General features: G+C 66.6%; 8 protein-coding genes. 4 read left to right on the top strand and 4 right to left on the bottom strand.

Translation table 11 applies throughout. The annotated features are described in order from the left end of the window. Together dapE and NFU04_RS12645 are read left to right on the top strand one after the other, a co-directional pair. A partial coding sequence (dapE, locus tag NFU04_RS12650; RefSeq protein WP_251309826.1) for a succinyl-diaminopimelate desuccinylase occupies positions 1–1,143 on the top strand: 1,143 nt, incomplete at its 5' end. Between the two features lie 253 nt (positions 1,144–1,396). Beyond that, on the top strand, positions 1,397–1,783 hold the full coding sequence (locus NFU04_RS12645; RefSeq protein WP_251309825.1) for a hypothetical protein: 387 nt from the start codon (positions 1,397–1,399) through the stop codon (positions 1,781–1,783). A 108-nt stretch (positions 1,784–1,891) separates the two neighbouring features. Here the strand turns inward: NFU04_RS12645 and NFU04_RS16395 are convergent, their stop codons facing one another. Continuing rightward, the gene (locus NFU04_RS16395; RefSeq protein WP_285835152.1) at positions 1,892–2,356 is read right to left on the bottom strand and encodes a cold-shock protein; all 465 of its coding nucleotides are present in this window, start codon (positions 2,354–2,356) and stop codon (positions 1,892–1,894) included. A 113-nt stretch (positions 2,357–2,469) separates the two neighbouring features. On the opposite strand from NFU04_RS16395, the gene NFU04_RS12635 reads away from it, so the two are divergent. Further along, positions 2,470–2,748, top strand: a complete 279-nt coding sequence (locus tag NFU04_RS12635; RefSeq protein WP_251309824.1) for a SlyX family protein — start codon at positions 2,470–2,472, stop codon at positions 2,746–2,748. A 79-nt stretch (positions 2,749–2,827) separates the two neighbouring features. Here the strand turns inward: NFU04_RS12635 and trxB are convergent, their stop codons facing one another. The 3 genes from trxB to NFU04_RS12620 form a co-directional block, all read right to left on the bottom strand. After that, positions 2,828–3,778, bottom strand: coding sequence for a thioredoxin-disulfide reductase (gene trxB / locus NFU04_RS12630; protein WP_251309823.1), 951 nt, complete (start codon positions 3,776–3,778; stop codon positions 2,828–2,830). A gap of 148 nt (positions 3,779–3,926) precedes the next feature. Continuing rightward, positions 3,927–4,529: a peroxiredoxin gene (locus NFU04_RS12625; RefSeq protein WP_146804088.1), complete on the bottom strand. Its 603-nt coding sequence runs from the start codon at positions 4,527–4,529 to the stop codon at positions 3,927–3,929. 146 nt (positions 4,530–4,675) lie between these two features. After that, complete coding sequence (locus NFU04_RS12620; protein WP_251309822.1) at positions 4,676–4,894, bottom strand: CPXCG motif-containing cysteine-rich protein; 219 nt, start codon at positions 4,892–4,894, stop codon at positions 4,676–4,678. Between the two features lie 149 nt (positions 4,895–5,043). Between NFU04_RS12620 and acnA the strand changes: the two genes are divergently transcribed. Further along, positions 5,044–7,788: an aconitate hydratase AcnA gene (gene acnA / locus NFU04_RS12615; RefSeq protein ID WP_251309821.1), complete on the top strand. Its 2,745-nt coding sequence runs from the start codon at positions 5,044–5,046 to the stop codon at positions 7,786–7,788. The last annotated feature ends 48 nt before the right edge of the window (positions 7,789–7,836 follow it).

Genomic DNA, 7,836 nt, shown 5'->3' with positions numbered 1-7,836 from the left:
GCCGACCTCTCCCCCACCCTCGACCTCGCCATGGAGCTGATGCGGCGTCCCTCGGTGACCCCCGACGACGCCGGCTGCCAGGCACTGATGATCGAGCGCCTGGAACGCCTCGGCTTCCATATCGAGTCGCTGCCCTTCGGCGATGTGGAGAACTTCTGGGCGGTGCGCGGCCACCACGGCCCGGTACTGGCCTTCGCCGGCCATACCGACGTGGTGCCCAGCGGCCCGGAGATTCATTGGCAGCACCCCCCCTTCGAGCCCTGCATCGATGACGACGGCATGCTCTGGGGGCGCGGCGCCGCCGATATGAAGGGCAGCCTGGCGGCCATGATCACCGCGGTGGAACGCTTCGTGGCCGCCCACCCGGAGCACCACGGCAAGATCGCCTTCCTGATCACCTCCGACGAGGAGGGCCCCGCCGTGGACGGCACCCGCGCCGTGGTGGCGCACCTGCGCGAGGCCCACGAACGCCTCGACTACTGCATCGTCGGCGAACCCTCCTCCACCGCGGAGCTCGCCGACGTGATCAAGAACGGGCGCCGCGGCTCCCTGGGCGGCGTGCTGCATATCAAGGGCAAGCAGGGCCATGTGGCCTACCCCCACCTGGCACGCAACCCCATCCACGAGGCGGCGCCGGCCCTGGATGCGCTCGCCAAGGAGCACTGGGACGACGGCAACGCCTTCTTCCCGGCCACCAGCTTCCAGATCTCGAATATCCGCGCCGGTACCGGCGCCACCAATGTGATCCCCGGCGAGCTGGAGGTGGTCTTCAACTTCCGCTATTCCACCGAGGTAACCCACGAGCAGCTGCGGGACCGCACCGAGGCGCTCCTCGCCGCCCATGGCCTCGACTTCCATATCGACTGGACCCTCAACGGCGAGCCCTTCCTCACCGCCGAGGGCGAACTGGTGGAGGCCGCGGTGGGCGGCGTCGAGGCGGTGCTGGGTCGACGCCCCGAACTCTCCACCGCCGGCGGCACCTCGGACGGACGCTTCATCGCCACCCTGGGGACCCAGGTGGTGGAACTCGGCCCCCTGAATGCCACCATCCACCAGGTCAACGAGCGGATCCGCGCCGCCGACCTGGACACCCTGAGCCAGATCTACGAGGCGATCCTCGAACGTCTCTTCATTACCGCCTGAGGCGATCATGGATCACTATCCGCCGAATAATCCGAGCGAGATCTACGAGGCGATCCTCGAGCGTCTCATCATTAACGCCTGAGGCGATCATGGATCACTATCCGCTGAATAATCCGAGCGAGATTTACGAGGCGACCCTCGAACGTCTCTTCATTACCGCCTGAGGCGATCATGGAACACTATCCGCCGAATAATCCGAGCGAGATCTACGAGGCGATCCTCGAACGTCTCATCATTAACGCCTGAGGCGATCATGGAACATTATCCAGATATCGAGATTTACCTGGCCGAGCTCGACCACGAGCGCCTCGACGCCTGGCTGGGGGAGCGTCTCGATGCCCCGCCCCTGGCTCCCGCGGGGCGCGGCAAGTGGCGCACCCGTGGCCGCTGCCAGGGCGACTGCGTGCCGGTGCTGCTGGTGGAGAAGGCCGCCGACGGCTTCGCCAGCCTGTGGTTCGACAGCCCCGCCACCCCCTGGGCGGATGATCGCGCCTGCGCCCAGGAAGCGGCTCAGGCGCTCGGCTGCGAGGTACGCTGCTCCCTGGGCGGCTGGCAGCCCGGCGATGACCCGGACCGCTTCTGGCGGGTGCGCCCCGGGCAGGAGGGGGAGGTCTTCCACTGGCCCGACTCCGGCCAGTGACAGCACGGCCCCGGAAACGACAACGCCCCGCCGAGGCGGGGCATTGTGTTTGAGACCCTGGGAAGGGTGCCAGATAAAACGCGCCGAGCGATGGCCAGGCGCTTCGATTCAAGTAATCACGGTGACATCGTCGGCTTGAAGCCCCCGCTCATTCTCGATCACCTGGTAACGCACCTTCTGGCCCTCGGCCAGGGTCCGGTGCCCCTTGCCGCGAATGGCCCGAAAATGCACGAAGACATCCTGGCCATTGCCGCGGGTGATAAAGCCATACCCCTTGTTGACGTTAAACCATTTCACCTCACCGATCTCGCGATCATCGGCCTCCACCTCGGCCAGGGTCGCCAGCTGCGGCGTCAGCAGATTGACCGCCAGGGTCGCCACCAGCAACGACAGGAAGACCGCGGCGGCCGCCGCCAGATAGGTGGCCGCCACCTCGCCGGAGGCGAGCAGCTCGCCGAGCAGGCTCGCCAGCTCGGCATTGGCCTGAGCCACCAGCACGGCCACCAGCAGCGGGGCCGGGGTAGCGAGCAACAGGCTGATCAGGCTACAACGAAGCAATACCTTTTGATTCATGGACCTCGACTTCTCTTGTTATGAAGACAGTAAAAGCGCCAGCACGGCGGCGACGAGAAGCGGCGTCCGGGCACGTTAACGATGCCGGTAACAACCACGATGAAGGTGCCGCAATGCATGACGAGACAGACCCGAGCGATTCTAGCACGCCAATTTCAGCCCCGCTCGCCCGGCTGGAAGCCCGCCTGGAGGCGCTGGAGAGCCGTATCGCCTATCAGGAGCATTGGCTGGAAACCCTGGACGGGGCGGTGGCCGACAAGGAGCGTCGGCTGGATCATCTGGAGCGCCTGAGTCGGCTGATGCAGGCCCGCTTACGGGAGCAGCACCGAGCCCTCCAGGAACAGCAAGATGGCGGCTACTCGCCCGAGGACGAAGTGCCGCCGCACTACTAAAAGCGAGCAGGAGCAAGGAGCACTCCACCCCGCATGCGGGTCCCGGCCTTGTGGCTTGCTCCTTGTCCCTTGTCGCCGCTTACAGTTCGTCCAGATAGCGCTCGGCGTCGAGGGCGGCCATGCAGCCGGTGCCGGCGGAGGTTACCGCCTGGCGATAGACATGGTCCATCACGTCGCCGGCGGCGAAGACGCCGGGCACGCTGGTGGCGGTGGCATTGCCGTCGAGGCCCGACTTGACCTGGATATAGCCGTTGTTCATCTCCAGCTGGCCCTCGAAGATGCCGGTGTTGGGGCTATGGCCGATGGCGATAAAGAGCCCCGGCGCCTGGACCTCCTTGGTGCTGTCATCCAGGGTCGAGCGGAGGCGCACCCCGGTCACGCCGCTGTTGTCGCCCAGCACCTCGTCCAGGGTGTGGTTCCACTCCAGCACGACGTTGCCGTGCTCGGCCTTCTCGAACAGCTTGTCCTGGAGGATCTTCTCGGCGCGCAGGCTATCGCGGCGATGCACCAGGGTCACCTTGGCGGCGATATTGGAGAGGTAGAGCGCCTCTTCCACGGCGGTATTGCCGCCGCCCACCACCACCACGTCCTGGTTGCGGTAGAAGAAGCCGTCGCAGGTGGCGCAGGCCGAGACCCCTTGGCCCATGAACTGCTGCTCGGAGGGCAGCCCCAGGTAGCGGGCGCTGGCACCGGTGGCGATGATCAGGGCATCGCAGCGATAGGTGCCGCCGTCGCCCTTGAGGGTAAAGGGCCGCTCGCCCAGGCTCACCTCGTTGATATGGTCGAACAGCACCTCGGTATCGAAGCGCTCGGCATGGCGCTTCATGCGCTCCATCAGCTCCGGCCCCTGGACGCCGTTCTCGTCGCCGGGCCAGTTGTCCACGTCGGTGGTGGTGGTCAGCTGCCCCCCCGCCTGGATCCCGGTGATCAGCAGCGGCTTGAGATTGGCACGGGCCGCATAGACGGCGGCGGTATAGCCGGCCGGGCCGGAACCGAGAATGATCAGGCGTTCATGGCGTACTTCGCTCATCGGAAACCTCGTCGCGTCATCAAGGGCGGGATGCTCTGATCTGGGCCCGGGCGGGGGAGCGGACTCAGATCACAGCACCGACGGCATTGTAACACTGCCCAGAACGTAAAGAGGCGGCCCGCAGGCCGCCTCCTCACATCGGGGTCGCTTACAGGGCTTCTGCGTTAGCGCCCAGGTACTTGGCCACGCCTTCGGCGTCGGCCTGCATACCTTCCTTGCCCTCTTCCCAGCCGGCCGGGCAGACTTCGCCATGGGTCTGGTGGTGCTTGAGGGCCTTGACCATGCGCACCATCTCGTCGACGTTGCGGCCCAGCGGCAGGTTGTTGACGACCTGGTGCTGAACGACGCCATCTTCGTCGATCAGGAAGGAGGCGCGCAGGGCAACGCCGGCTTCCGGATGCTCGATGCCGTAGGACTGAGCGATGTCGTGCTTGACGTCGGCGACGATCGGGAAGCCGACTTCACCGATGCCGCCGGCCTCCGGAGAGGTCTTGCGCCAGGCGTAGTGGGTGAACTGGGAGTCGATGGAGACACCGATCACCTCGACGCCCAGGTCACGGAAAGCGGCCAGACGGTTGTCGTGGGCGATGATTTCGGACGGGCACACGAAGGTGAAGTCCAGCGGCCAGAAGAACAGCACGCGGAGCTTGCCGTTGCTGTCGGAGAGCTTGAAGTTCTCGACGATCTCACCGTTACCCAGAACGGCTGCCGCTTCGAAATCCGGGGCTTGACGACCAACCAGTACGCTCATGCAAATCTCCTTAACGAGAATGGGTGTTGCTGTCGTGAAACTGAACGGGGACTAGACTAAGGGGGGTGTCCCCATATGGCAATTTAATAAGCCCAATAGGACATATAGCCGGACCCTATCTGCGGCCGATGACGACGCCATGACGGCTAGACGACCTCGTCGTCCCGCCCCAGGGTCACCTCCACCGACTCTCCATCATCGTCGGCGTCGGCGGTGATCTCCACCCTGACCTGGATCGGCGCGCAGCAGCGCGGGCAATCCTCCCAGGTCTGGTGACTGCCCTGGCTGGCATCCACCAGCAGGTCGAAGGCGGTGCTACAGTAGGGACAGTGCACGGCCAGAGAATTCAGCATTTCTTCATGCATGCCAGGCTCCCCGCGCACCGCCGGGCGAGTGAGAAAATGGGGGCGGTGCGCACTGCCTTCAAGTCTAGCCGCCCCTCGCCTTGAAGACGCCTTCCGTTATGCCCATGTGATACTCATGGATGCTCGACCCCCTCAATAAGGAGGAGCGCATGAACGCGACCACGCCGAACTGCCGGCAGACCCTGGACGCCGGCGGCATCACCTACCACTACTTCAGCCTGCCCAAGGCCGCCGAGACCCTCGGCGATATCGCCCGCCTGCCCAAGACCCTGAAGATCCTGCTGGAGAACCAGCTGCGCTTCGCCGATGACGACAGCGTCTCGGTGGAGGACATGCAGGCCCTGGTCGACTGGCAGCGCCAGGGCCGCTCCGACCGGGAGATCGGCTATCGCCCGGCCCGGGTGTTGATGCAGGACTTCACCGGCGTGCCCGGGGTGGTGGATCTCGCCTCCATGCGCGCCGCCGTGGAGGCCCTCGGCGAGGATCCGGCCCGCATCAACCCGCTCTCCCCGGTGGACCTGGTGATCGACCACTCGGTGATGGTCGACAAGTTCGGCAACCCCACCGCCTTCAAGGACAACGTGGCCATCGAGATGGAGCGCAACCACGAGCGCTACGAGTTCCTGCGCTGGGGCCAGCAGGCCTTCGACAACTTCCGGGTGGTGCCGCCGGGCACCGGCATCTGCCACCAGGTCAACCTGGAGTACCTGGGCAAGACGGTGTGGACCAAGCAGGAGGACGGCACGACCCTCGCCTACCCCGACACCCTGGTGGGCACCGACTCCCACACCACCATGATCAACGGCCTGGGCGTGCTCGGCTGGGGCGTCGGCGGCATCGAGGCCGAGGCGGCCATGCTCGGCCAGCCGGTGTCGATGCTGATTCCCGAGGTGATCGGCTTCCAGCTCACCGGCAGGCTCAAGGAGGGCATTACCGCCACCGATCTGGTGCTGACGGTCACCGAGATGCTGCGCCAGAAGGGCGTGGTGGGCAAGTTCGTGGAGTTCTACGGTGACGGCCTGGCGGACCTGCCCCTGGCCGACCGCGCCACCATCGCCAACATGGCCCCGGAATACGGCGCCACCTGCGGCTTCTTCCCGGTGGACGACGAGACCCTCACCTACCTGCGCCTGACCGGCCGCGACGACGCTCAGTTGGCCCTGGTCGAGGCCTACTGCAAGGCCCAGGGGCTATGGCGGGAGCCCGGCGACGAGCCGATCTTCAGCGACACCCTGCACCTGGACCTGGGCGAGGTGGAGGCCAGCCTGGCCGGGCCCAAGCGGCCCCAGGATCGCGTCGCCCTGCCCCGGGTCCCCGCGGCCTTCGCACGCTTCCTGCGCGACGAGGGCAAGGCCGCCGATACCACCAACGAGAACGGCAAGCTCGCCTCGGAGGGCGGCCAGACCGCGGTGGGCGTCGAACGCAGCTACGAGCATGCCGACAGCCAGGCCGTCGACCTGGATGGCCAGCAGTTCTCCCTCGACCCCGGCGCCGTGGTGATCGCCGCCATCACCTCCTGCACCAACACCTCCAACCCCAGCGTGATGATGGCCGCGGGCCTGCTGGCCCGAAAGGCCCGGGAGCGGGGCCTGACCACCCAGCCCTGGGTCAAGACCTCCCTGGCGCCGGGCTCCAAGGTGGTCACCGATTACCTCGAGGCCGGCGGCTTCCGCGAGGACCTGGAGGCCCTGGGCTTCCACCTGGTGGGCTACGGCTGCACCACCTGCATCGGCAACTCCGGTCCCCTGGCCGAGCCCATCGAGCGCGCCATCGAGGCCGGCGATCTGGCGGTGGCCTCGGTGCTCTCCGGCAACCGCAACTTCGAGGGCCGGGTCCATCCGCTGGTCAAGACCAACTGGCTCGCCTCACCGCCCCTGGTGGTGGCCTATGCCCTGGCCGGCAATATGCGCCTCGACCTTAGCCGCGATCCGCTCGGCAGCGACCGGGATGGGAATCCCGTCACCCTCAAGGACCTGTGGCCCAGCCAGGCGGAGATCGCCGAGGCGGTGACTCGGGTCAACACCGCGATGTTCCACAAGGAGTATGCCGAGGTCTTCGACGGCGACGACGCCTGGCGGTCCATCGAGGTGCCCGAGAGCCGGGTCTACCGGTGGTCGACGGACTCCACCTATATCCAGCATCCGCCCTTCTTCGCGGGCATGGGACGCCAGCCCGAGGCCATCGAGGACGTCGAGGGGGCCCATATCCTGGCCCTGCTGGGCGACTCGGTGACCACCGACCATATCTCCCCGGCCGGGGCCATCAAGCCCGACAGCCCCGCCGGGCGCTACCTGCAGGAGCGCGGCGTCAAGCCGGTGGACTTCAACTCCTACGGTTCACGCCGCGGCAACCACGAGATCATGATGCGCGGCACCTTCGCCAATGTGCGCATCAGAAACGAGATGCTCGACGGCGTGGTCGGCGGCGAGACCCGCCATGTGCCCAGCGGCGAGCAGCTGGCGATCTATGACGCCGCCATGCGCTACCAGCAGGAGGGCACCCCCCTGGTGGTGATCGCCGGCAAGGAGTACGGCACCGGCTCCAGCCGCGACTGGGCCGCCAAGGGCACCCGGCTGCTCGGCGTGCGCGCGGTGCTGGCGGAGTCCTTCGAGCGCATCCACCGCTCCAACCTGATCGGCATGGGGGTGGTGCCGCTGCAGTTCCCCGAGGGCGAGAGCCGCGAGACGCTGGGCCTGACCGGCGACGAGCGGGTCTCCATCGCGGGGCTTTCCGAGCTGACCCCGGGCGGCAAGATCAGGGTGACCATCGCCTCCGACCAGGGCGAGAAGCACCTCGAGGCGCTGTGTCGCATCGATACCGCCAACGAGCGGGAGTACTACCGCCACGGCGGCATCCTCCACTATGTACTGCGCAAGATGATCGGGTCGGCCTGACTAGGTTCGGCCTGACTAGGTTCGACCGGCCCCCTGACGCAACGGGCC

Source organism: Halomonas sp. NCCP-2165 (assembly GCF_023708045.1).
Classification (GTDB): domain Bacteria; phylum Pseudomonadota; class Gammaproteobacteria; order Pseudomonadales; family Halomonadaceae; genus Bisbaumannia; species Bisbaumannia pacifica.
This window is presented reverse-complemented; position numbering and strand designations above follow the sequence as displayed.